This window comes from Escherichia ruysiae (assembly GCF_031323975.1).
GTDB classification, from domain to species: domain Bacteria; phylum Pseudomonadota; class Gammaproteobacteria; order Enterobacterales; family Enterobacteriaceae; genus Escherichia; species Escherichia ruysiae.
The window spans coordinates 4,063,790-4,086,210 of record NZ_JAVIWS010000001.1; the positions used below are offsets into that span (position 1 = coordinate 4,063,790).

Annotated in this window: 20 protein-coding genes and 2 pseudogenes; 14 read left to right on the forward strand and 8 right to left on the reverse strand. The window is 51.2% G+C overall.

All coding sequences use genetic code 11. From position 1 onward, the window contains the following. Positions 1-17 precede the first annotated feature (17 nt). Complete coding sequence (kdpA, locus tag RGV86_RS19480; protein ID WP_137598231.1) at positions 18-1,691, reverse strand: potassium-transporting ATPase subunit KdpA; 1,674 nt, start codon at positions 1,689-1,691, stop codon at positions 18-20. Then, positions 1,691-1,780: a K(+)-transporting ATPase subunit F gene (gene kdpF, locus RGV86_RS19485; protein WP_001365534.1), complete on the reverse strand. Its 90-nt coding sequence runs from the start codon at positions 1,778-1,780 to the stop codon at positions 1,691-1,693. The genes kdpA and kdpF overlap by 1 nt, the downstream gene beginning before the upstream one ends. Positions 1,781-2,093: 313 nt before the next feature. Here kdpF and RGV86_RS19490 point away from each other — a divergent pair, with 313 nt between their 5' ends. The 4 genes from RGV86_RS19490 (at position 2,094) to RGV86_RS19505 (ending at position 8,445) form a co-directional block, all read left to right on the forward strand. Then, a complete protein-coding gene (locus tag RGV86_RS19490) occupies positions 2,094-2,300 on the forward strand; it encodes a YbfA family protein (protein WP_000424926.1) in 207 nt (68 codons plus the stop codon). 752 nt (positions 2,301-3,052) lie between these two features. Beyond that, positions 3,053-3,505, forward strand: a complete 453-nt coding sequence (locus RGV86_RS19495; protein WP_000141613.1) for a DcrB-related protein — start codon at positions 3,053-3,055, stop codon at positions 3,503-3,505. Between the two features lie 18 nt (positions 3,506-3,523). Next, entirely contained in the window at positions 3,524-8,182 is a 4,659-nt protein-coding gene (locus RGV86_RS19500; protein WP_309508454.1) for an RHS repeat-associated core domain-containing protein, read from the forward strand. Next, the gene (locus tag RGV86_RS19505) at positions 8,179-8,445 is read left to right on the forward strand and encodes a MafI family immunity protein (RefSeq protein WP_000989235.1); all 267 of its coding nucleotides are present in this window, start codon (positions 8,179-8,181) and stop codon (positions 8,443-8,445) included. The genes RGV86_RS19500 and RGV86_RS19505 overlap by 4 nt, the downstream gene beginning before the upstream one ends. 45 nt (positions 8,446-8,490) lie before the next feature. Here RGV86_RS19505 and RGV86_RS19510 read toward each other — a convergent pair whose 3' ends face one another. Then, positions 8,491-8,751: a SymE family type I addiction module toxin gene (locus RGV86_RS19510; protein ID WP_029365860.1), complete on the reverse strand. Its 261-nt coding sequence runs from the start codon at positions 8,749-8,751 to the stop codon at positions 8,491-8,493. Positions 8,752-9,028: 277 nt separating this feature from the next. On the opposite strand from RGV86_RS19510, the gene RGV86_RS19515 reads away from it, so the two are divergent. Together RGV86_RS19515 and RGV86_RS19520 are read left to right on the forward strand one after the other, a co-directional pair. Then, complete coding sequence (locus RGV86_RS19515) at positions 9,029-9,322, forward strand: HYD1 signature containing ADP-ribosyltransferase family protein (protein WP_001216788.1); 294 nt, start codon at positions 9,029-9,031, stop codon at positions 9,320-9,322. 1 nt (position 9,323) lies between these two features. Further along, positions 9,324-9,647 carry a hypothetical protein gene (locus tag RGV86_RS19520; protein WP_000548579.1) on the forward strand — a complete coding sequence of 108 codons (324 nt, stop codon included), beginning with the start codon at positions 9,324-9,326 and terminating at the stop codon, positions 9,645-9,647. A 42-nt stretch (positions 9,648-9,689) separates the two neighbouring features. On the opposite strand, the pseudogene RGV86_RS19525 reads toward RGV86_RS19520, so the two are convergent. Continuing rightward, positions 9,690-10,015, reverse strand: a pseudogene (locus tag RGV86_RS19525) (SymE family type I addiction module toxin). Between the two features lie 213 nt (positions 10,016-10,228). Here RGV86_RS19525 and RGV86_RS19530 point away from each other — a divergent pair. From RGV86_RS19530 to phrB, 3 genes and pseudogenes are all read left to right on the forward strand, one after another. Next, positions 10,229-11,159, forward strand: a pseudogene (locus RGV86_RS19530) (ISAs1 family transposase). 572 nt (positions 11,160-11,731) lie between these two features. Next, on the forward strand, positions 11,732-12,241 hold the full coding sequence (locus RGV86_RS19535) for a YbgA family protein (protein WP_001076011.1): 510 nt from the start codon (positions 11,732-11,734) through the stop codon (positions 12,239-12,241). Further along, positions 12,238-13,656 (forward strand): deoxyribodipyrimidine photo-lyase, encoded by a 1,419-nt coding sequence (gene phrB, locus RGV86_RS19540; protein WP_085460523.1) that lies wholly within the window; start codon positions 12,238-12,240, stop codon positions 13,654-13,656. Before RGV86_RS19535 ends, phrB begins: the two co-directional genes overlap by 4 nt. Before the next feature lie 125 nt (positions 13,657-13,781). Here the strand turns inward: phrB and dtpD are convergent, their stop codons facing one another. Beyond that, the gene (gene dtpD / locus RGV86_RS19545; RefSeq protein WP_001032667.1) at positions 13,782-15,263 is read right to left on the reverse strand and encodes a dipeptide permease DtpD; all 1,482 of its coding nucleotides are present in this window, start codon (positions 15,261-15,263) and stop codon (positions 13,782-13,784) included. A gap of 270 nt (positions 15,264-15,533) precedes the next feature. Here dtpD and ybgI point away from each other — a divergent pair, with 270 nt between their 5' ends. Genes ybgI through nei form a run of 5 tightly spaced genes read left to right on the forward strand, consistent with a single transcriptional unit; the run spans position 15,534 to position 19,433 of the window. Next, positions 15,534-16,277, forward strand: a complete 744-nt coding sequence (gene ybgI / locus RGV86_RS19550) for a radiation resistance protein YbgI (protein ID WP_000798867.1) — start codon at positions 15,534-15,536, stop codon at positions 16,275-16,277. Between the two features lie 22 nt (positions 16,278-16,299). After that, the gene (gene pxpB, locus RGV86_RS19555; protein ID WP_001188352.1) at positions 16,300-16,956 is read left to right on the forward strand and encodes a 5-oxoprolinase subunit PxpB; all 657 of its coding nucleotides are present in this window, start codon (positions 16,300-16,302) and stop codon (positions 16,954-16,956) included. After that, complete coding sequence (gene pxpC / locus RGV86_RS19560; protein ID WP_085460526.1) at positions 16,950-17,882, forward strand: 5-oxoprolinase subunit PxpC; 933 nt, start codon at positions 16,950-16,952, stop codon at positions 17,880-17,882. Before pxpB ends, pxpC begins: the two co-directional genes overlap by 7 nt. Further along, positions 17,872-18,606, forward strand: coding sequence for a 5-oxoprolinase subunit PxpA (pxpA, locus tag RGV86_RS19565; RefSeq protein ID WP_085460527.1), 735 nt, complete (start codon positions 17,872-17,874; stop codon positions 18,604-18,606). The genes pxpC and pxpA overlap by 11 nt, the downstream gene beginning before the upstream one ends. Positions 18,607-18,641: 35 nt before the next feature. Beyond that, complete coding sequence (nei, locus tag RGV86_RS19570) at positions 18,642-19,433, forward strand: endonuclease VIII (RefSeq protein WP_001113956.1); 792 nt, start codon at positions 18,642-18,644, stop codon at positions 19,431-19,433. Here nei and RGV86_RS19575 read toward each other — a convergent pair. From RGV86_RS19575 to RGV86_RS19585, 3 genes are all read right to left on the reverse strand, one after another. Continuing rightward, positions 19,430-20,476 (reverse strand): AbrB family transcriptional regulator, encoded by a 1,047-nt coding sequence (locus RGV86_RS19575; protein WP_024212581.1) that lies wholly within the window; start codon positions 20,474-20,476, stop codon positions 19,430-19,432. The genes nei and RGV86_RS19575 overlap by 4 nt on opposite strands. Before the next feature lie 151 nt (positions 20,477-20,627). Then, complete coding sequence (locus RGV86_RS19580) at positions 20,628-21,689, reverse strand: fimbrial protein (protein ID WP_085460528.1); 1,062 nt, start codon at positions 21,687-21,689, stop codon at positions 20,628-20,630. Next, positions 21,686-22,417 carry a fimbrial biogenesis chaperone gene (locus RGV86_RS19585; RefSeq protein WP_085460529.1) on the reverse strand — a complete coding sequence of 244 codons (732 nt, stop codon included), beginning with the start codon at positions 22,415-22,417 and terminating at the stop codon, positions 21,686-21,688. The genes RGV86_RS19580 and RGV86_RS19585 overlap by 4 nt, the downstream gene beginning before the upstream one ends. Positions 22,418-22,421 lie beyond the last annotated feature (4 nt).

Below are 22,421 nucleotides of genomic sequence, written 5' to 3' on the forward strand. Positions count from 1 at the left end.
GTGCTCACTCAAGATCATCAGGAGAGATATTCCGCCACCGGACCAAGCGCCAGGGCAGGGATAAAGGTTAGTGCGCCAACCAGCAACACGGTGCCGATTAACAGGCCAACAAACAGCGGGCCGTGCGTAGGCAGCGTGCCGGAGCTGGCGGGTTGGCTCTTTTTACTCACCAGCGAACCGGCAATCGCCATCACCGGAATAATCACCCCGAAGCGACCGACAAACATGCAGAACGCCAGTAAACAGTTCCAGAATGGTGAGTTGGCGCTTAAGCCGGCAAAGGCGCTGCCATTGTTGTTGGCGGCGGACGACACGGCATACAGCACTTCGCTAAAACCATGCGGTCCAGGGTTGAGCATGGCGCTACGTCCGGCGTCGGTCATCATTGCCAGCGCCGCGCCCATCAACACCAGCGTCGGGGTGACCAGAATCGCCAACGCGGTCAGTTTCATCTCGCGCACGTCGATCTTTTTACCCAGATATTCCGGTGTGCGACCAATCATCAGCCCGGCAATAAACACTGCCAGCAGGACGAACAGCATCATGCCGTAAAGGCCAGAACCAACGCCGCCGAATACCACTTCACCAATTTGCATCAACCACATCGGCACCATGCCACCAGGAGCGGTAAACGAATCATGCATCGCAATCACCGCACCGCAGGAAGCCGCTGTAGTCACGACTGCAAACAGGCTACTGACCAGCACGCCGAAACGGCTCTCTTTACCTTCCATATTGATGTTGCTGTCTGCGCCGAGTGCCAGCAGATGCGGATTACCCTGAACTTCTGCCCACATCACCACGCCTACGCAGATGACAAAAATCACCGACATCGCCCACAGCAACATGCGCCCCTGGCGGCGCTCGCCCGCCACTTCGCCAAAGGCAAAACACAGCGCCGTTGGGATCAAGAAGATTGCCAGCATTTGCACGAAGTTGGTCAGTGCTGTTGGGTTTTCAAACGGATGCGACGAGTTGGCATTAAAGAAACCGCCGCCGTTAGTGCCGAGCATCTTGATCGCTTCCTGAGAAGCTACCGGTCCCATCGGTAACAGTTGTTGTACACCTTCAACGGTCGTCACCGGCTGATAGGGCAGAAAATTTTGCAGCGCACCTTGTTGAATAAAAAACAGTGCGATCAACAACGCCACAGGGGCTAACACCCATAACGTGATGCGTAGCAGATCGAACCAGGCATTGCCGAGCGTGCTCATGCTCTGGCGGGTAAACGCGCGGATGAGGGCAAAAATCACCGCAATCCCGCTGGCGGCAGAAAGAAAGTTTTGCACTGTTAAACCCGCCATCTGGCTGAAATAGCTCAACGTGGTTTCACCGCTATAAGATTGCCAGTTGGTATTCGTGACAAAGCTGACGGCGGTATTGAGCGCCAGATCCCACGACAGCCCCGGCAACTGCTGCGGATTAAGCGGCAGATAGTGCTGACCGAGCAACATAAAAAACAGCACCGCCAGCCCCAGCATGTTCAGGCAGAGAATGGCAGAGAGATATTGCTTCCAGTTCATCTCGCGACCAGAGACGCCAAGTGCGCGAAAGAGTACGCACTCAACGCCCGCAGTACCGGGAAGAGGAATATCATTAATCAGCCGCGCCAGCCCGCTGCCTAAAGGGCGCGCCAGCACCATCAGCACCAGTAAAAACGTGGCGATCAGTAAGAACCCTTGCGCAGCCATCAGAACGCCTCCGCATTGATCAGGGCATAAACCAGATAACCCAGTAATAAAAACACCAGCAATACGCCGGCTATCACGCCTGCACTCACAGTGCACCTCCAGTGGCCTAAAAGTGATACCGGAAGGGTAGAATTCTGGCTGCAAAGATTTCGCAAAAATCTGCGGGCGGGGTGTAAAAAAAGTATAAAAATGGCAAAAGCCATGATTTAACTAATGATTAGTATTAATTTAACTTTCATGTAACTTAATTACACGGTGAATGTAAATAAACCATCAATAAGCAAAAATAAGTGGTCGGATGAGTAGTAAAATTACACAAAAGGCGGTACTATTTTCATCAGATAAACAAATTCATTTTTCCGGTGCCATTCACCGGGTAGATACAAAAAGGGGGAGAAAAGTATGGAACTCTACAGAGAATATCCTGCATGGCTTATCTTTTTACGCCGTACTTATGCGGTTGCAGCGGGCGTACTGGCGCTGCCTTTCATGCTTTTCTGGAAAGACCGCGCCCGCTTTTACAGCTACCTGCATCGCGTCTGGTCGAAAACCAGCGAGAAACCGGTGTGGATGGATCAGGCCGAAAAGGCAACCGGTGATTTTTATTGATTGCCTGCGCGTTTAAGCCAGCCTCGTATCAGGGGGCTGGTTTAGGGGTTTTGCATCAACGGATTCCTTGGCGTTGTTCATTTCATCACTGTTTTAGCATCAAGTTTCGATAATATCCTTTCAAAGGACAGCTCGGGATGCGCTCGCCTTCATTGTCGCTCAAAGCGACTATATCGTCAGAAATCTCCAGTTAGGTTGTATCCTCCATTACACACTTTCCTGAAACTTCAGGGTAAAGTGAGAAAGTCGCTATCACTTTTGCTCATTCCAGCATCTAAATAAATTCCGAATTTTGCTATTAATATCGCTACCGCAATAAAAGCAGGTAGTAAAGAGAGTAATATATACTTTATTGATATGTTAAGAATAATTTATTGTTAACATATCTAATACGATAAGATGTGTTGCTGTTAATAAAAAGCTTCAAGAGTTATAGTTGATAATTAAAATACACCCGATATTTCATCTTTTTCTATGCAAGATACAGTTTTATTAGAGGCCATTTTTATATGGAGGCGGTAGCGTGTCTGTTACTAGTGATTTTATTTGCAAGGTGAATATATTGGGGTTGTTAAATACATAACGATGTGTCTGTTCCGGTCGTTGTAAGCATGGATAATCACTTAATATTCTTAGTGGTTATGGCTGGAAAGGTAAAATTAGCAGCAAAGCGGCGATAGATATCACCTTCATGACTGAAAAATAAATCACAACCATTATTAAATATTTTATTCAAAGGGACTCTTTCCATTATGACGGAATATTATGTAAATGAAGCCGTTCTGTCTTTCGACGGCAATATATCTCAGGACAGTACCATTAATATGCTGCGCCTCAGTGATCCCGATGCCGCATTAATTATCAGCCGGGGCCAGATGCAGGAGGGAGACGAATTAGCCTCTCAGGTTGAACAGCAGATGAAAAAACTGGAAAAGCAGGTTAAGGAGCTGCACTACACGCCCGTGCAGGTGACCCGGGTGGGGATTAATGACGGCGAAGAAGGGCTGGAGATACAGAGTCAGTTTCTCCGGGGTAACGAGCAGGTGTACCAGTGTCAGGTGGCATTTGTATTGCCGGGTGAGCGGGTCATGATGGCCTTCACCTACGCCAGAACCACACCGCTGACCCCGGCAGACATGACGCGCTGGGCTGAAATTAAAAAGAATCTGCGCTTCAGGATGCGGCAGGAAGCCAGGACGAATTAATCACACAGGGAACGGGACATGGAAGAGGCATTCTGGGCGGCAAGGCAGGGGGATGCCCTGCTGCATACGTCGTTTATGGCAGATGTGCTGGGGGCTGTGCTGGAAGTGGCGGCAAATGTCGTTATTGATGCCCTCATTGTCGGAGCTGCCACGGTGCTGGCAGCGTCAGCGGGGGTGACGCTGGGGTGCACGGCCGTCGTGCTGATCGGTTTTGTGGCGGGGGTGGCGATGGTGTACACCGGCGTGACAGAAACGGTCAGCGAAGCCTGTTCTGCCCTCGCTGATATGTTGTTCCCGCCTCAGACTGAAGGTTACATCCTCACCGGCTCTGGTGACACATTGATCAACAGCAAACCTGCCGCGCGGGCAGCAGCCACTGCGGTATCGCGGCAGGAGATTGAGGCGCAGGAAGCGCAGGTGAAGGCGGAACAGGAAGAAGCGCAGCGTCAGGAGGACGCCAGAACATTCCGGGATGTGGCCGGGGAATATCTGGAAATGGCGGGGGTCATAGCCCTGGCGGTTAACCCGGTGACAGGACCTGTGCTGATGTCCCGGGCGCTGTCCGGCCAGCTCAGTACGGAAGAAGGGCGTGCTGAGCTGGTGGATGGCGTGACACATTTTGTGTCGGAACTGTGGCAGCCCACTGTGGCCAGTGCGGCTCCGGGCTCCACCCCGACCCCTGACGATAAAATCGACTGCCATAAACATCCCTCCTCACTGACTCAGTTACTCGCACAAAAAAAAGCCGCCTTTCTGGATGACCCTGCGGGAACGGTCCTTAACCTGTTCAGTCCGGACGGTATGCTGGAAACCGCCTTTCAGGGCGTGAATGCGGTTATTGGCAGTATCAGCAATCTGTTCAGAGATGATGACGAACCGCCAGCGGCGGAGTATATCGCGGAAGGCGCTCGGGATGTGCGTATCAACAGCCAGCCGGCGGCACGCAGCGGGGCACGCTGTACCTGTGAGGCCCGGGTGGTGAATGAGCCGGGGGACGGGGCGTTTGTGTCACCGGATGTCCGCATTGGGGGGCCGTTACTGGTGGTCAGGGATATCAGAAGCGGCAGGTCGCAGATAACCCTGGTGGCAACCGTGGCGCTGATGTTTCTCCGCCCGGGCAAAATGCTTTCTAAAATCGCCTGTTTTGCTGCCGGTGTCGGGATGAGCATGATAACACAGAAGGCCATCAGCGCCCTTCCACATCCGGTCAACGCCGCCACCGGAGCCAAATATCTGGCGGATGACGACGATTTCGACTTCAGCCTGCCGGGTCACTTTCCGCTGGACTGGCAGCGTGTGTACAGCAGTCGTGACGAGCGCACGGATGGGATGTTCGGTCAGGGCTGGAGTGTGATGTATGAAGTGAGCCTCGAGCGCACACCGGGTAACGCGGACGAAAACTGCATGACCTTTGTGTCGGGTATGGGGCGACGCCTGGATATGGAAGCCGTGCTGCCGGGGAGCGGGTTTTACAGTCCCGGTGAAGGACTGGCAGTACGGCGTGGTGAGCAGGGGCACTGGCTTATCAGCAGCGATGATGGACAGTTTTTTCTGTTTGAAGCCGACCCGCATCACCCGCAGCGCCAGCGGCTGAAAATGCTGGGCGACCGTAACAGCAACTGTCTGAATCTGTACCACGACGAGCTGGGGCGCATCACGCAAATCAGTGGTGAACAGCGGCGTCCGTGCATCCGTCTGCATTACGACCTGGCGGCGCATCCCCGTCGGGTGACGCAGATTTATCAGCATTTCCCTGATACTGCACCTTTACTGCTGCGTCGTTACAGTTATGACGCCGCCGGGCAGCTGACCGGCGTGTACGACAGTACCGGCCACCTGCTGCGCGAGTTTGCCTACAACGATAATCACTGCATGACCCTGCACCGCCAGCCGGGCGGCGAGGGATATTATTATCAGTGGGGCTGGTATGACGGTCCGGATGACGCAGCGTGGCGGGTGACGGGGCACCACACGGACAGCGGTGAACAGTACCGGCTGGCGTGGAACCTGGCGGCGCGCAGGCTGTGCGTGACGGACGGTCTGGGGCGCACGCGTTATCATCAGTGGGATGCGCAGAACCAGGTGACGGCGTACCGGGACGAGGCCGGGCAGGTGATGACGTTCCGCTGGAGCGACGAAGAACGGCTGCTGCTGGGGATGACCGATGCTCAGGGCGGCAGATGGCGCTATGTGTATGACCGTCAGGGGCATATCACGGAGACGCACGACCCAATGGGGCGGGTGTCGCAGACGCAGTGGCACCCGGTGTGGCACGAACCGGAGACGGAGGTGGATGCGGGGGGCAACAGCTGGCGCTGTGAGTACGATGAACGCGGCAATCTTCTTGCCGTGACCGACCCGCTGCAACAGAGCACCCGGTATCAGTATGACCGCCACGGCCAGGTGGTGCAGATAACCGACGCACGCGGGGGAAATAAATACCTTCAGTGGAACGAAGACGGGCAGCTGATGCGGCACACGGACTGCTCCGGCTCGCAGACGGCCTGGTTCTATGATGAACGCACGCGGCTGATACGGATGACAGACGCGCAGAGCCACAGCACGCGCTACGGGTATGACGACAGCGGTCACCTGGTGGAGGTGATACTGGCGGACGGTCGCACGGCGCGTTACCAGCCGGATGCGGCGGGCAGGCTGGTGAAATACACCAGCCCGGCAGGGCAGATAACGCGCTGGCAGCGCGACGGGCAGGGGCGGGTGCGCATCCGCACGGACGCGGCGGGGCGCAGGACGGGGTTCGGGTACGACGCCTACGGGCGTCTGGTCACGCTGACAAACGAGAACGGAGAAAGCTACCGGTTCCGCCACGATGTGCTGGATCGTCTGGCGGAGCAGATAAATCCGGACTGCTGCCGTCAGGCGTACCGTTACAACGCGCTGAACGCGGTCACGGAGGTGGTGTTCACGGGCGACCAGGGCGGAGAAATCCGCCACCGGCTGATGCGTGATGCAGCGGGCCGGCTCACCGCAAAGGAGACGGCAGAAACCCGCACGGAATACGTTTATGACGCGGCAGACCAGCTGCTGGAAATCCGCTGCCGGCGGCACGACGCAGACGAAACCGGCGCGCCGGAGATAATCCGCTTCAGTTACGACAGACCAGGCCGGATGCTGAGCGAGGAGACGGCGCAGGGCGTCCTGACCCACCGGTACGACGAACTGGGCAACCGGACTGCCACCACGTTTCCGGACGGCAGAACGCAGCGGCATCTGTACTACGGCAGCGGTCATCTCCAGCAGATAAATCTGGACCGGGAAGTCATCAGCGAGTTCACGCGTGACAGCCTGCACCGGGAGGTACTCAGAAGCCAGGGGCGGCTGAGCACGCGGCAGCTTTATGACCCTGCCGGGCGGCTGAAACGTAAGGAGACCTGCAGCGGAATGCGCGGGGTGGTGCCGGAGACGTTCACGGACCGGCAGTACAGCTACAACGGTCAGGACGAACTGCTGAAGACACGGCACAGCCGGCGGGGCGAAACGGATTACTTTTACGACAGCACGGGGCGCATCACGGCGTGCCGCCTGGAGGATGAGGGGTATCTGGCGAGCTGGCAGTACGACGCAGCGGGAAACCTGCTGGACCGGCGTGCGGGGGAAAGGGCCACGGCAGAAAACAGCGTGGTGCCGTTCAGCCGGCTGATGTCTTACCGTGGTGTGCACTACCGTTATGACGAATATGGCCGGATGGTGGAAAAGCAGGGCCGGAGCGGAACGCAGAGTTACCGCTATGATGCGGAGCACCGGATGGTGGAGGCGAGGACAGCGCGGGGGACATACCGGTATGTGTACGATGCGCTGGGGAGGCGGACGGAAAAACAGCATATCAGCCATGACGGTAAAGCGTACAACCGGACAAAATTTTTATGGGACGGGATGCGGCTGGCGCAGGAGAGCAGGCCGGAAGGGAGCAGCAGCCTGTATATTTACAGTGCCCCGGGGAGTTATGAACCGCTGGCGCGGGTGGATAAGGCGGGCAAAGGGGAACCGGCCCGGGTACTGTATTTTCACACGGATGTGAACGGCGCGCCGGAAGAGCTGACGGACAGCGACGGGAAAATCGTGTGGGAGACGGGATACCAGGTCTGGGGAAACACAATACAGGAGAAGGATCACGGCGGGGTGGAGCAGAGCCTGCGCTACCAGGGACAGTACCTCGACAGGGAAACGGGGCTGCACTACAATCTGCACAGGTACTATGATCCGGATGTCGGGCGGTTTACGCAGCCGGATCCGATAGGGTTGCTTGGTGGAATAAATCTCTACCAATACGCGCCGAATCCGTTGTCATGGATCGATCCGCTGGGGTTATTTGGTTGTGGTCCAAAAGCGCAACAACACATTCTTCATGGTGATGGTCCTGGTAGTGGTGGTCATATGTGGCCAGGTCAGCCAGGTAAAACGACTTTTCCTCAATCATGGGATGCGAAAAAGATTATTTCCGAAGTTGATGATATTGTGAATTCACCATCGACTAAATGGTATGCCCAGCAAGGAACTGGAGGCGCATTAACGAAAGCAGGAAAAGCTGCTAATTGGGTGGCATGGGAAGTCAGAGATGGAGTACGGATTCGAGTAGTTTTCCAACCAGCCAAGGGAAGAATAGTTACTGCATTTCCTGATAGTGGATCGATTCCACCTTTACCGGGCGCAAAATGATGACTACTACTACTGGTATAGAGTTAAAAGAATTTGGTGAAAATTTTCATGGCAGACTTTCTGAAGATGAACTGAATTATGCGTTGAGTTACATCGATTTTGGGGAAGAGCCATTAGCTTTTGAAATATTATGTGATTATCTCTGCGAGAATGATCTTGTTATAACAAAGAGTGAATATGAGCATCTATGTACTTTTAATAATATCTTCAATAATTTGTTAGAACATGATGTTGTTATTTATTTAAAAAAATTAGTTAAATAGTAATAACGCCGGGTAAGAAATTAAATCTTCCCGGCTTTTTATTATTTAATGTTCGTTCAGCACACTAAACATCCCGTCACGCATCCCCTTAACTGCCTGTTTAACCTGATAAAGTTCCCTGCGCAGTTCCTGTACTTCGTTGTTATCCGCTAGCAGGATCAGGCAGCCTTCCGAGATCTTCACGGTAACGCCCGTGCCGATCTCAAATCCCGCTTCTCTCAGCCATTTGGCGCTGATTTTGATCACCCGCGTGTCACTGCGGTTGGGCAGATAGCCCACGGTACAGTGGCGCTGTGTTTTGGAAATGATATTTTTATATTTAATCTGCTGATTAGATAGTAAAATTAACTTCGTGCAGATAGCTTACTTTATCAGGGGGCGGCGGTAGCGTATGAACTATGACGTGATGGTTTTAGTGATTTATAGACGAAACTGATAGTACGATCCGGACTTCGATTAGATTGCGCGATTTGACCCGATAGGGCTAAGAGGCGGATTAAACCTCTACCAATATGCGCCTAATCCGCTGAAATATAGTGATCCACTCGGATTAAAAAAAGAGCTCTGTAATGGAACTACTCGTGTGCGGCATTATACTAATCGTAAGGGTTCAACCGAGATTGGTAAAACAGGTAAAATATTGGCAAAAGATAATAATAGAGTGTATCTTGAACCGGCTAGTAAAAAACCATTAAGTCAAGTCGAAGTTGAAAGTAAATATCAAATAAAACCGGGCCGTGGACGTGATTATGTTGAAACTGATGTTCCAAATGAACAACTTGAATGGGTACCTAATCCACGATATCACACCGATGAATTGACTGCAAAAGGTGATATCACTCTTTCTGATAATGCAAAAATCACTAAACGGAAATAATATGCATAAAGATAATAAAAACATCATGTTAACTGGAGAGGAGGCATTGTCTGTTCTAAGTGAAATTAATTACTTGCTGATTTCTCTTAGAGACATAGCCCGGTATTATTATCATTCTCAAAGTGATGATAATATGATTAATAATGAAATTGCTTATTGCAAAGAAACCACTGGATTTATTGATAGAAATAAAATAACTCATCGTCTTGCACATATAAGAATGATTATAACGGAGAAATTTAATAACGAACTAGGCGATGATGATATGGATGATATCGAAAGAGAAATGGAAAAAATAAAGTATTGGGAAAAACCAGGCGACTAAAATAAAGCCGGGTGAGGAATTAAATCTCCCCGGCTTTTATTTTTACGCTTCTTTCAATACACCGGATATCCCGACCTTCATTCCTTTAACCACCTGTTTAACCTGGTAAAGTTCCTTCCTCAGTTCCTGCACCTCGTTGCAGTCAGCGATCAGGATCAGGCACCCTTCCGAGATCTTCACCGTGACGCCCGTCCCGGTATCAAATCCCGCTTCAGCCAGTCGCCCTTAAGGTGCAGGCTGGGATGTTGTGAATAATACCGGGCTATACCTGTTGTGCGCTCCTGGTGGCGGGTTCTGACATAGCCGACTTTATAGCGGCGCTGTGTTTTGGAAATGGTGACTTCTGGCGTAATATCGTGTTCAGCCATGATTAACTACCTTGATTAGTTGCTTGTGGTGAGCGGTGATTAAGGGGGGGCAGCCCCAGGGAAAGATGACATAACGTTGTTTTTTGCACTAAATAATTCGCACTATATATTCAATAATTGAGTAATTCCTTATTACTCAAAACTGTTTTTCACAGCTTATATATAATCAAATACTCCTTACATAAATAAGGAGAACAAAATGGTACTTAAAAAATGATGGAGCATATTTCTATTACCCCTGATTACAGACAAGCCTGGAAAGTGGAACATAATTTGTCAGATATTCTACTGTTGACTATTTGTGCCGTCATTTTCGGGGCTGAAGGATAGGAAGATATAGAGGATTTTGGAGAAACACATCTCGATTTTTTGAAGCAATATGGTCATTTTAAAAATGGCATCCCCGTTCACGATTCCATTGCCAGAGTTGGATCCTGTATCAGTCCTGCAAAATTTTAACTGGATGCGTGACTGCCATTCCTCAAATGATAAAGACGTCATTGCAATTGATGGAAAAACGCTCCAGCACTCTTATGATAAGAGTCGCCGCAAGGGAGCGATTCATGTCATTAGTGCGTTCTCAACTACGCACAGTCTGAGCCCCTTTGGCAGATTAAGACGGATGAGAAATCCAATGAGATTACAGCTATTCCTGAACATCTTAACATGTTGGAGATTAAAGGGAAAATTATCACAACTGATGTGATGGGTTGCCAGAAAGATATTGCAGAGAAGAAATCCGTCTTCATATTGTTTGCGATGTCCCTGATGAACTTATTGATTTTACGTTTGAATGGAAAGGACTGAAAAAATTATGCGTGGCAGTCTCCTTTCGGTCAATAATAGCAGAACAAAAGAAGGAGCCAGAAATAACGGTCAGATATTATATCAGTTCTGCTGATTTAACCGCAGAAAAGTTTGCGGCAGCGATTCGAAATCACTGGCACGTGGATGTGGTAATGAATGAAGACGACTGCAAAATAAGAAGAGGAAATACAGCAGAATTATTTTCAGGGTTCAGGTATATCGCCATTAATATTTTGACGAAATATAAGGTATTCAGGCAGGGTTAAGACGTAAGACGCGAAAAGCAGCCATGGACAGAGACTACATCGCATCAGTCCTTGCGGGAAGCGGGCTTTAGTAATCTTGCTCTGGTTTTCAATTAAATACCAAAAATATGAAAGCGTGAAGGATGAAAAATACCCAGAAATTCTGATTTATTATGGTATTAAAGGTTCGGGGATAAATAGAGTAGATGGATGATTTTTCTCATGTACAAAGGATGGGGGAGCTCGTGGTTTAGGTTTAATTTGCATGGCTGACGTTGGTGAAAGTCGCTATTTTAAATCTGCAAAAATATCTATGGATAAGAATAATTTGATTATAAAGATGAGTAATGTAGAAATAGTATTTAAGATAGCAAAGTGAATATTTATTTTAACAGTATTTATGTTTTTTAAAAAGAGAAAAATGGTGTACGATTATTGGTTTACAATACAATTAATAGTGAGATAATCAAGCATTGAGAACTGTTACTTCCTAAAAATAAAAAAGTACAAAAATTAATGCGGCTCGGAAAATAGTGGAATAATTCACGCTCAGATGAAGTTGATAATATTTTTACCAACAAAATGCTTCCCCGCAAAAACGCTGCCCCACAAATATCATTCTCCATCGTCTACACTTACTCCTGTAAACCGTTCAGGAGCAGTAATGAATCAGCAACGATTTGATGACAGCACCCTTATCCGCATTTTTGCTTTGCACGAGTTACACCGTCTTAAAGAGCGAGGCTTAACTCGCGCGGCGCTTTTCGATTATCACAGCCGCTATAAACTCGTATTTCTGGCTCATTCTCAGCCCGAGTACCGCAAGCTCGGCCCGTTCGTGGCAGATATTCACCAGTGGCATAATCTGGAGGAGTATTACAACCAGTATCGCCAGCGCGTAATTATTTTGCTTTCTCACCCCGCCAACCCGCGCGATCACACCAACGTTTTGATGCACGTTCAGGGGTATTTTCGTCCCCATCTTGATTCCACAGAACGTCAGCAACTGGCGGCGCTTATCGACAGTTATCGATGTGGCGAGCAACCGCTTCTTGCGCCGCTGATGCGTATCAAACACTATATGGCGCTTTATCCTAATGCCTGGCTTTCAGGGCAACGTTATTTCGAACTTTGGCCGCGTGTTATTAACTTGCGCCATGCAGGAGTTTTATGACCACCCATCTGGTCTGGTTTCGCCAGGATTTACGTCTGCACGATAATCTCGCGCTGGCTGCTGCCTGCCGCAATTCATCTGCACACGTGGTGGCGCTGTTTATTGCCACACCGCAGCAGTGGGCAGCGCATAATATGTCGCCGCGTCAGGCTGAACTTATCAATGCTCAACTGAACGGGCTACAAATCGCGCTGGCGGAAAAAGGTATTCCTTTGTTATTTCATGAAGTGGATGACTTTGCTGCCAGCGTCGAAATGGTTAAACAGGTGTGCGTGGAAAACGGCATTACCCATTTGTTTTATAACTATCAGTATGAAGTGAATGAGCGAGAGCGGGATGCTCTGGTTGAGAAAACGCTTTGTAACGTGGTGTGTGAAGGATTTGATGACAGCGTGATCCTGCCACCTGGCGCGGTGATGACCGGTAACCATGAGATGTACAAAGTCTTTACGCCATTTAAAAATGCCTGGCTGAAACGGCTGCGGGAAGGGATGCCGGAGTGCGTCGCTGCACCAAAAGTACGTAGTAGCGGATCGATAGACCCCGCACCATCCATTTCGCTGAATTACCCTCGTCAGCCTTTCGACACAGCATATTTCCCGGTGGAAGAAAAAGTGGCGATTGCGCAATTACGCCAGTTTTGCCAGAACGGAGCAGGGCTGTACGAGCAACAGCGTGATTTCCCGGCAGTGGAAGGCACCAGCCGTTTGTCCGCTAGTCTGGCAACGGGAGGATTATCGCCTCGCCAGTGTTTACATCGCCTGCTGGCGGAACAACCGCAGGCGATGGAGGGCGGGGCAGGTAGCGTCTGGCTTAATGAGTTGATTTGGCGCGAGTTTTACCGTCACCTGATAACGTATTACCCCTCGCTGTGTAAACATCGTCCGTTTATTGCCTGGACTGACTGCGTACAGTGGCAAAGCAATCCCGCGCATTTAAAGGCCTGGCAGGAAGGCAAAACGGGATACCCGATTGTCGATGCCGCCATGCGTCAGCTTAACAGCACTGGCTGGATGCATAACCGTCTGCGGATGATCACAGCTAGCTTTCTGGTGAAAGATTTGTTGATCGACTGGCGCGAAGGGGAGCGGTATTTCATGTCGCAGCTGATTGATGGTGATTTGGCAGCCAATAACGGTGGCTGGCAGTGGGCGGCTTCCACCGGAACCGATGCTGCGCCGTATTTTCGTATTTTCAACCCGACAACCCAGGGCGAGAAATTTGACCGCGAAGGCGAGTTTATCCGCCAGTGGTTACCGGAGCTGCGCGATGTGCCGGGAAAATCGGTGCATGAGCCGTGGAAGTGGGCAGAGAAAGCAGGTGTGACGCTGGATTATCCGCAACCGATAGTCGATCACAAAGAAGCGAGAGTACGAACGTTGGCAGCGTATGAGGCGGCGAGGAAGGGGAAATAACAGACGCGTCGGGCAATTGTGCCCAGTTGCCGGATGCGGCGTGAACGCCGTATCCGGCCTGATAGTGCAAATTTAATGAGCCATTCAGGCGTGATAAGACGCGTCAGCGTCGCATCAGGCGCTTATTAAGACTCCAGCGCCAGCGCGCGGTTTCTGAATTTCAGCGTCTGGTACAGCCAAATCATCAGTACCAGTCCTACACACGCCAGTGCGCCCCAGGTGATTTGATCAAACACTTCAATATATGCATTGATGGAATAGTTGATCGCCCCGGAAGCATCAAACGAAGCTTGCGATGTCTGATCGGCAATGACGCCAGCCAGATAGTTCGCAATCGCGCCGGAAAGCAGCATATAAATTCCGGTTAATACGCCGGTCACGCCGGGGATTTCAATACGCGTAATTTGCGACATGGCTACCGGATCGATAAACAGTTCGGCAAAGCCCATCACTGCCAGCCCCAGAACCATCAGCGGCAGGGAAGAGTGTCCATACATCGCAGACCAGCGGGCGCTTAAGGTCAGAATGCAGAATCCGGCGCTCATCAGACCGAGGCCAAGAGCAAATTTTCCCCAAATGCGCACGGTACGATTTCCCGCGACGCTCTCTTTTACCACCCACGCAAGGAACACCCCACACAGCATGACCGCGAAGGCATTAATCGACTGGAACATCGCCGTAGGAACGGTATAACCGAAAATATCGCGGTTAACGAAACGGTCGATATAAAGGCTAATCGAACTGCCGCCCTGTTGTGCGAAGGCCCAGAACAACATACTGAAGAAGGTAAGGGTAACAATCAGCCCCAGTTCTTTACGCTGTTTCTGATTTTCTGCCTGGCGATAAATTTTTGCCAGCACCGCCAGTCCAATCACCGTGGCAACAATTAAGGCGTATACCGACCACTCTTTCCAGAACAATACAGTAATCAGCGCGGGCGTTGCGACCAGCAGAACCAGCAGCCATCCCCAGTTTGGCAGGAGAAAGTTTTTCGCACACAGCACCTCTTTATTAACGCCCCGGGTATGAGCGAAATGACGATTGCCGCATAAGAAAATGACCAGCCCGGCGATCATCCCGACCGCAGCCAGGCCAAAGCCCATTGCCCAGCTGTATTCTTCTTGGGCGTAACCACAGGCGATTGGGGCGATAATAGAACCCACGTTACCCGCCGCATACATCAGCGAGAAACCGCCATCACGACGCGGATCGGTTGGCTCATAGAGTTCGCCAAGCAGGCAACTGACGTTGGATTTAAACAGGCCATAGCCGCAGACGATAATCGCCAGCGACAAATAGAGGAATGTCGGATGGATCTCGCTGGCGCCCAGCACCAGATGCCCGATCGCCATCAACAACGCTCCCAGCATTACCGCCATACGGTTGCCGAGCACTTTATCGGCCAGGAAACCGCCAAGAATTGGCGTGACATATACCAGTGAACAGTAGGCACTGAATAACGCGTAAGCGTGGGTATCGTTGTACTTCAGTTGATTGGTGAGATAGAGAATCAGCAGGGCGCGCATTCCGTAGAAGCTAAAATATTCCCAGATTTGTAGCGCGACAACGTAGTAGATAGCGCGCGGCTGTGATGCGTGTTTATTCATAATAATTCCACAGTTGGATGCGACGCCACGTAATAAAAGCGCGGTGTGCGTGTGTTTCCTTAAAGTTAAAACCTTGATACAGATCTGATTATTTATGCAATATGCTGTCTGCTTGCATAAATATACATGAACTGAGGTGTGGTGAAATAAACAATTTGCGCCTTTTGGCCGCCTGTTTGTTTCTTAATATGTCAAAAGATTGGCTATCGACGAACAGGCGAGGTAACGCTATGTTAACGGTGTAGCTATCAGAATACGGAAGGCGCGAAGATGAAAAACACCGAACTGGAACAACTGATTAACGAGAAACTGAACAGCGCGGCGATAAGTGATTACGCGCCGAATGGTTTGCAGGTGGAAGGCAAAGAGACGGTGCAAAAAATTGTTACCGGTGTCACCGCCAGCCAGGCGCTGCTCGATGAAGCGGTGCGTCTGGGCGCGGATGCGGTCATTGTGCATCATGGCTATTTCTGGAAAGGCGAATCGCCGGTCATTCGCGGCATGAAGCGTAACCGTTTAAAAACCTTGCTGGCGAATGATATCAACCTGTATGGCTGGCATCTGCCACTGGACGCACATCCGGAGCTGGGTAATAACGCACAACTGGCGGCGTTACTGGGGATCACGGTCATGGGCGAAATTGAGCCGTTGGTGCCGTGGGGCGAATTGACCATGCCTGTGCCGGGGCTGGAACTGGCTTCCTGGATTGAAGCGCGTCTGGGACGCAAGCCGTTGTGGTGTGGCGATACCGGACCTGATGTAGTGAAACGCGTCGCCTGGTGCACGGGCGGCGGACAAAGTTTTATCGATAGCGCCGCGCGTTTTGGCGTGGATGCATTTATTACTGGCGAAGTTTCTGAACAGACCATTCATTCAGCCCGCGAGCAGGGATTGCATTTTTATGCCGCAGGTCACCATGCCACTGAACGCGGCGGTATTCGCGCGTTGAGCGAGTGGCTGAATGAAAATACCGATCTTGATGTGACCTTTATTGATATTCCTAATCCTGCATAACGAATAATCAGAGGGATCGAAAGTGCAACGAGCGCGTTGTTATCTGATAGGTGAAACGGCGGTAGTGCTGGAACTGGAACCGCCAGTGACGCTGGCTAGCCAGAAACGGATCTGGCGACTGGCGCAGCGTCTGGTGGATATGCCGAATGTGGTGGAAGCCATTCCCGGCATGAACAATATCACGGTGATTTTGCGCAATCCTGAGTCGCTGGCGCTGGATGCCATTGAGCGTTTGCAACGCTGGTGGGAGGAGAGTGAGGCGCTGGAACCGGAGTCACGCCATATCGAAATCCCGGTGGTTTACGGCGGCGCTGGCGGGCCGGATTTGGCGGTGGTCGCGGCGCATTGTGGGTTGAGCGAAAAACAGGTTGTTGAATTGCACTCCTCCGTGGAATACGTGGTCTGGTTTTTAGGTTTTCAACCGGGCTTCCCGTATCTCGGGAGCTTGCCGGAACAACTACACACGCCACGGCGCGCTGAACCGCGCTTGCTCGTTCCGGCAGGTTCTGTCGGGATCGGCGGGCCGCAGACCGGTGTTTATCCGCTGGCAACGCCGGGTGGCTGGCAGTTGATTGGTCATACCTCACTCAGCCTGTTTGATCCGGCGCGTGACGAACCCATCTTATTACGTCCTGGAGATAGCGTGCGCTTTGTGCCGCAGAAGGAGGGAGTATGTTGAAAATTATTCGTGCGGGGATGTATACCACCGTGCAGGATGGTGGTCGTCACGGTTTTCGCCAGTCGGGTATCAGCCATTGCGGCGCACTGGATATACCCGCGCTGCGCATTGCTAATCTGCTGGTGGGGAATGATGCCAACGCTCCCGCACTGGAAATTACGCTCGGTCAGTTAACGGTTGAATTTGAACGCGATGGTTGGTTTGCCCTGACCGGCGCAGGTTGTGAAGCGCGGCTGGATGATAACGCCGTCTGGACCGGCTGGCGCTTGCCGATGAAAGCAGGCCAGCGTTTAACCCTTAAACGTCCGCAACATGGCGTTCGTAGCTATCTGGCGGTGGCGGGCGGTATTGATGTCCCGCCAGTGATGGGGTCATGCAGTACCGATCTCAAAGTGGGGATTGGCGGGCTGGAAGGGCGTTTACTAAAGGATGGTGACCGACTCCCGATTGGCAAAGTGAAGCGGGATTTTATGGAAGCACAGGGCGTTAAACAGCTACTGTGGGGCAACCGCATTCGCGCCTTGCCGGGGCCGGAATATCATGAGTTCGATCGCGCCTCGCAGGATGCATTCTGGCGTTCGCCCTGGCAACTTAGCCCGCAAAGCAACCGGATGGGCTATCGCTTGCAGGGGCAAATCTTAAAACGCACCACCGATCGTGAACTGTTATCTCACGGTTTGCTGCCGGGCGTGGTGCAGGTGCCGCATAACGGGCAGCCCATTGTGCTAATGAACGACGCGCAAACCACCGGCGGTTACCCGCGCATTGCCTGCATTATTGAAGCCGACATGTATCATTTGGCGCAAATCCCACTCGGACAGCCTATTCATTTTGTCCAGTGTTCACTGGAAGAGGCACTAAAAGCGCGGCAAGATCAGCAACGTTATTTCGAACAATTAGCGTGGCGGCTGCACAATGAAAATTGACCTGAACGCCGATCTGGGCGAAGGCTGTGCCAGTGACGCTGAACTGTTAACGCTGGTTTCCTCAGCCAATATTGCCTGTGGATTTCATGCAGGCGACGCGCAAACCATGCTGGCAAGCGTGCGTGAAGCAATAAAAAATGGCGTAGCGATTGGCGCGCACCCGAGTTTTCCCGACAGGGAAAATTTTGGTCGTAGCGCCATGCAACTGCCGCCGGAAATGGTTTATGCCCAGACGCTGTATCAAATTGGCGCGCTGGCAACGATTGCCCGTGCGCAAGGCGGTGTTATGCGTCATGTCAAACCTCACGGCATGTTATACAACCAGGCAGCGAAAGAGGCACAACTGGCAGACGCCATCGCCAGAGCGGTATACGCTTGCGATCCGGCATTGATTCTCGTCGGGCTGGCGGGAAGCGAGCTGATTCGTGCAGGCAAGCAATATGGCCTGACAACGCGCGAGGAAGTGTTTGCCGATCGCGGTTACCAGGCTGACGGCTCGCTGGTGCCACGAAGCCAGCCAGGCGCGTTGATTGAAGACGAAGAACAGGCGCTTGCGCAAACGTTGGAGATGGTGCAACACGGCAGAGTCAAAAGTATCACCGATGAATGGGCGAAGGTCACGGCGCAAACGGTCTGCCTGCATGGCGACGGCGAGCACGCACTGGCGTTCGCCCGCCGACTACGCGCTACATTTACCAAAAAGGGGATTGTTGTCGCAGCATAATCCCGCTGAACAAAGAACGAAAAAAGGATATCACCATGCCTGAAGGCCCGGAGATCCGCCGTGCAGCGGATAACCTGGAGGCGGCGATCAAAGGCAAACTACTAACTGATGTCTGGTTTGCCTTCCCGCAGTTAAAACCGTATCAATCACAACTTATTGGTCAACACGTCACCCATGTGGAAACTCGTGGTAAGGCGTTGTTAACTCATTTTTCTGATGGTTTAACGCTCTATAGCCATAATCAGCTTTACGGCGTGTGGCGCGTGGTTGATACCGGCGAAGAGCCGCAGACCACGCGGGTGCTACGGGTAAAACTGCAAACGGCTGACAAAACCATTCTGCTTTATAGCGCCTCGGATATTGAGATGTTGACCCCGGAACAACTGACCACACATCCGTTTTTACAACGCGTTGGCCCCGATGTGCTGGATCCGAATCTGACGCCGGAGGTGGTGAAAGAACGGTTATTATCGCCGCGCTTTCGTAATCGGCAGTTTGCTGGATTACTGCTCGATCAGGCGTTTCTGGCAGGGCTTGGCAATTATTTGCGGGTGGAGATCCTCTGGCAGGTCGGGTTGACCGGAAGTCATAAAGCGAAAGATCTCAATGTGGCGCAACTGGATGCACTCGCGCACGCGCTACTGGATATTCCGCGTCTTTCTTACGCTACGCGGGGGCAGGTGGATGAGAATAAACATCATGGGGCGCTGTTTCGCTTTAAAGTTTTTCATCGTGATGGCGAGAAGTGCGAACGCTGTGGCGGCATCATTGAGAAAACCACGTTGTCATCGCGCCCGTTTTACTGGTGTCCAGGCTGCCAGCACTAGGCCGACCGCTTCGGCGCATAAGTTGAAATAAACCGTGCAATGGCAGGCCCCGTCAGCAAAATACTGAACAAGCGCAGGGTTTGCATCGCCATGATGAACGCCATATCGGCATTGCTCCCTGCGGCGATGACCGCCACCGTATCAAGCCCGCCGGGGCTGGTGGCGAGATAGGCGGTCATAAAATCAATATGCATAAACCGGGTCAGCCCCCACGCCATACCCGCACAAATAGCCAGCAGAGCAAAAATCGACAGCAGGATTTGCGGTAGTGGGCGCAATGCCCGCAGTAATATTTGTTTATCGAAACCAAGACCAATCCGCCAGCCAATTGCCATATACGCCATCGCCAGCAGCCATTCTGGTAGTTCGATGGTGATGAGCTGACCAGACTGGAGCACTGCGCCCGCCAGCATCGGGATGAGCATCGTGCCGGAAGGAAGACGTAGCAGGCATCCCACTGTACCGGCAACCACTGCGAGCAAAATCGTAAGCATGAGATTAATGCTCACTGGCGGGAACCAGATAATCTGTTGATTAACCGCTTCAGCGTTATCGCCCAGCATCATCCGCGTAACCAGAACTGCCGCACCTGCGACAAACAGTACCCGCAGATATTGCATAAACGCCACCAGACGGATATCTGCGCCGTAATCCTGCGCCATAGCGACCATTGCCGCCGCGCCGCCAGGAGAAGAACCCCAGGCACCGGTATTTCCAGGCAGTGAGCTATAGCGCACCAATAACCAGCCCACGATGGCGCTGGAAAGCAGCGTCACCAGTAAAATAGATAACACGATCGGCCAGTTAACGGCCAGGGTGGTGAGAATCGAACCAGTGAGGTTTTGCGCAATCATGCAGCCAAGAATGGCCTGCGCAGCAAGAAAAGCGGAGCGAGGGAGTTGCAGAGTTATTCCGCGCATACTGAAGATGATCCCGGCGATCATCGGCCCAAGTAATAGTGCTGCCGGGAGATGTACCGCGAGGAAGCCAATAGAAAGGAGAAGTGATAGTACACATAACATTCCCCACTGCAAAACTGGCATCCTTCGCTCCTTCATTATTATCTCTTTGGTGTATCGATACAGCATAAAGAAAGCCGGGTCTGGAAAAAATAACGGTAATCAAGGAAAAGGAGGAAATGAGTAATTATCTGAATGCGATACCCTTCTCGACTGAAAAGGGCATCATCTCGATTCAGTTGTAGTTAATCTTAAAAAGCACCACAGTATCGAAGGGACCAGCCTCGATGGGGGTGCCTGGTATGGATGACAATTCGGCGGTAAAGTTTTTTTCATAAACTAACATGTCGCTGGTGAAATCGGCATATTCGCTGTATTTATTGAAGGTATAGGGCGAGGCGTTTTCGTCCAGTAAACGTAGTTTAAGTCCATTACCAATCAACAATGCTTTATCTTCTTCAACCAACGTTTCTTCGGTATAAAACGAGGAACTGACTTTAAATCCGTCGGTGCACTGGTCATTTTGTGATTTCGTCGTCTTAATACTAAAATTTTTCGACATCGTGTGACGGCGAATATCCAGTACGTTAAATTTACCAAAATCAATCACCTGTGTTTCAGGCGAAATAGAAAAGTTAACGCTGCAATCCAGTACACGAATGTTTTCCAGACCGGTAATGTGATATTTCAGGTTTTGGGCAGAAGGATCTTCATTAACACTGCCAGCGCCATCGAATTGCACCACAATATAGTCGCTCAGCGTACTTTGATAATCATGCGGCGGCATTTCACGAACTTTAACATAGAGCCGCATACGAGCGAGAAATGTACGCGACATATGAATATTGTTGGAATCGCCGGAACAAATCTTATTTTGCCACCCCATAGCAATGATCTGCTCTGGTGTGTAGATATCAATTTTCTTGCTGTCGATACACTGGTTGGTGTCGATTCGACTTTTCCCGAGACTGGCATCGTAATCAACGCCGTTATATGTTACGCCAAGTTGATAATAGCGATCCTGCATTCCGGGGTAGGGGTTTACCCAGGCATAAACATGCTCGCTTTCAAAGTTGCCGTTAGTATTGTTGTCACAATAGACGGGAATTTTAATATCGTCAGATTCCCAGATTTTATCGCCAGGTTTAGCATTGCCCGGCACAGCAAAGGGTTGAATAGCTTCTGATTTTTCTACAGATCCGCCAGATGAGCCAAAATAGCAGTTCAGCGCCAGCGCAGACTTCAACGGCAGAAATAACAGACAGATAACGAACAACAATCCCTTGCCAGCACTCATTTCTTCGCCTCCACCGCCTGTAAACGACATTGTCCGTTACAGTTCAGAGTATTCATCCGTAATGCGCCGTAATCATCCATGTAACCCAGGTAAAATTGATTACCGTTATAGCTTCCTGTATTCGTTGTGACGGTGCTAAAAGGGGCAATCATCACCGATTTAAAACCGGGGATCACACCTTTATCATTTTGCCCAAGATAGGCAATCGTCAGGTAATAGGCGGTAGGGTTTTTCAGGGTAAGTTCGTTGCCCTTCTGGCTAACCTGTAACTGTAACTCTATGTGTTCACCTGTTTTCTTGCGCAATGCCGCAGGTCGCCAGAACAACTTAATACGGCTTTGGATCGCGACCTGAAGTATCGCATGGTCGCTGCTTTTATCCGGCGCTGGCGGAATTTCGCGCATGTTGTAGTAAAATAGCGTTTCACGATCGCCGGGCAACTGTGTGGTTGACGCTTGCTTTACAATCCGCACCTGCGATGTTGCTTTTGGTTCCAGGCGCTGTATTGGTGGCAGGGCGACCAGAAGATTGTCGCTTTTCTCCCCTTTATCATTTTCTATCCAGGAATATGCAAGGTAAGGCAGTTTGTCACTCTGGTTTTCTATGCGCAGGCTGGTGGCTTTGTCGTTGGCGTTAAACACAACTCGTGTGCGATCGGGTTGCACTGCAGCGTTGCTACCCAGGCTGACGGCTAACAGAATCAGGGGTAATCCTTTAATAAATGTCATTCTC

Excerpts from the sequence above, each read along its gene's own strand:
- kdpA (WP_137598231.1), bottom strand. The coding sequence starts at position 1,691 with ATGGCTGCGCAAGGGTTCTTACTGATCGCCACGTTTTTACTGGTGCTG.
- RGV86_RS19490 (WP_000424926.1), top strand. The coding sequence starts at position 2,094 with ATGGAACTCTACAGAGAATATCCTGCATGGCTTATCTTTTTACGCCGT.
- RGV86_RS19495 (WP_000141613.1), top strand. The coding sequence starts at position 3,053 with ATGACGGAATATTATGTAAATGAAGCCGTTCTGTCTTTCGACGGCAAT.
- RGV86_RS19500 (WP_309508454.1), top strand. The coding sequence starts at position 3,524 with ATGGAAGAGGCATTCTGGGCGGCAAGGCAGGGGGATGCCCTGCTGCAT.
- RGV86_RS19505 (WP_000989235.1), top strand. The coding sequence starts at position 8,179 with ATGATGACTACTACTACTGGTATAGAGTTAAAAGAATTTGGTGAAAAT.
- RGV86_RS19520 (WP_000548579.1), top strand. The coding sequence starts at position 9,324 with ATGCATAAAGATAATAAAAACATCATGTTAACTGGAGAGGAGGCATTG.
- RGV86_RS19535 (WP_001076011.1), top strand. The coding sequence starts at position 11,732 with ATGAATCAGCAACGATTTGATGACAGCACCCTTATCCGCATTTTTGCT.
- phrB (WP_085460523.1), top strand. The coding sequence starts at position 12,238 with ATGACCACCCATCTGGTCTGGTTTCGCCAGGATTTACGTCTGCACGAT.
- dtpD (WP_001032667.1), bottom strand. The coding sequence starts at position 15,263 with ATGAATAAACACGCATCACAGCCGCGCGCTATCTACTACGTTGTCGCG.
- ybgI (WP_000798867.1), top strand. The coding sequence starts at position 15,534 with ATGAAAAACACCGAACTGGAACAACTGATTAACGAGAAACTGAACAGC.
- pxpC (WP_085460526.1), top strand. The coding sequence starts at position 16,950 with ATGTTGAAAATTATTCGTGCGGGGATGTATACCACCGTGCAGGATGGT.
- pxpA (WP_085460527.1), top strand. The coding sequence starts at position 17,872 with ATGAAAATTGACCTGAACGCCGATCTGGGCGAAGGCTGTGCCAGTGAC.
- nei (WP_001113956.1), top strand. The coding sequence starts at position 18,642 with ATGCCTGAAGGCCCGGAGATCCGCCGTGCAGCGGATAACCTGGAGGCG.
- RGV86_RS19575 (WP_024212581.1), bottom strand. The coding sequence starts at position 20,476 with ATGCCAGTTTTGCAGTGGGGAATGTTATGTGTACTATCACTTCTCCTT.
- RGV86_RS19580 (WP_085460528.1), bottom strand. The coding sequence starts at position 21,689 with ATGAGTGCTGGCAAGGGATTGTTGTTCGTTATCTGTCTGTTATTTCTG.
- RGV86_RS19585 (WP_085460529.1), bottom strand. The coding sequence starts at position 22,417 with ATGACATTTATTAAAGGATTACCCCTGATTCTGTTAGCCGTCAGCCTG.